This is a genomic window from Streptomyces lateritius, assembly GCF_014649715.1.
GTDB classification, from domain to species: Bacteria; Actinomycetota; Actinomycetes; order Streptomycetales; family Streptomycetaceae; genus Streptomyces; species Streptomyces lateritius.
In genome coordinates this window covers 1-877 of record NZ_BMTO01000044.1, presented here as the reverse complement: position 1 = coordinate 877, position 877 = coordinate 1, and the positions used below count along the sequence as shown (strand labels likewise).

Below are 877 nucleotides of genomic sequence, written 5' to 3'. Positions count from 1 at the left end.
TGAGCCTTTTCAGCGTGGCCACCGATCGGGTGATGACCTTGGTGCCGCAACGGACAGGGCTCCCGTGCCGTTGGGCTAGGTGTTCGAAGTCGCAACCTGCCGGTCCAGGAGCCCTGTTGGTTCCCTATCCTGCCGCACTCGACCTGCCTCATGCGCTGGTCGAGTGGGTCACGATGCCTATCGTCACCCGTGAGGGTGACCGCCGCTGCAAGCTTCCGCCGCACAAGCGCGCCCTCGTCGCTCTCGCCTACCTGCGCAAGCACGACACTCTCGCGCAGATCGCCTCCGGGTTCGGCATATCCGTAGGCACCGCCCACGCCTACACCACCGCCGTCGTGCGGCTACTCGCCGACCGGGCGCCGGGCCTGCTCAAGACCCTGCGCGAGCACGACCCGGACTACGTGCTCCTGGACGGCACCCTCAGCGAGTGCGACCGCCTGGGCGACGGACGCGCCGATTACTCCCACAAGCACCGGCGCCACGGAGTGAACGTGCAGGTCGTCACCGATCCCGAAGGCCAGCTTCTGTGGATCTCGCCGGCCTTGCCGGGCCGCGCTCACGATCTGACCGCCGCACGCACCCACCGCATCATCCGAATCTGCGAGCGCCAGGGCGTCCCGATCGTCGCCGACCGCGCCTACATCGGCGCCGGCTCCTGGGTCACCACCGCCTTCCGCCACCCGCCCAACGGCGAACTGTCACCGACCGAACGGACGCTGAACCGGGCACTCGCCCAGGCCCGCGCTCCTGCCGAACGAGGCGTCGCCCGCCTGAAGTCCTGGCGGATCTTCCGCCGGAGCCGCTGCAGCCCGAACCGCATGACGGACATCGCCGCCGCGGTCCTCACCCTGGAGAGGCAACGCTGAAAAGGCTCAGT

1 protein-coding gene is annotated in these 877 nt (G+C 69.0%); it reads left to right on the top strand.

From position 1 onward, the window contains the following. Nucleotides 1-116 precede the first annotated feature (116 nt). Entirely contained in the window at nucleotides 117-866 is a 750-nt protein-coding gene (locus IE136_RS35190) for a transposase family protein (protein WP_189602565.1), read from the top strand. The last annotated feature ends 11 nt before the right edge of the window (nucleotides 867-877 follow it).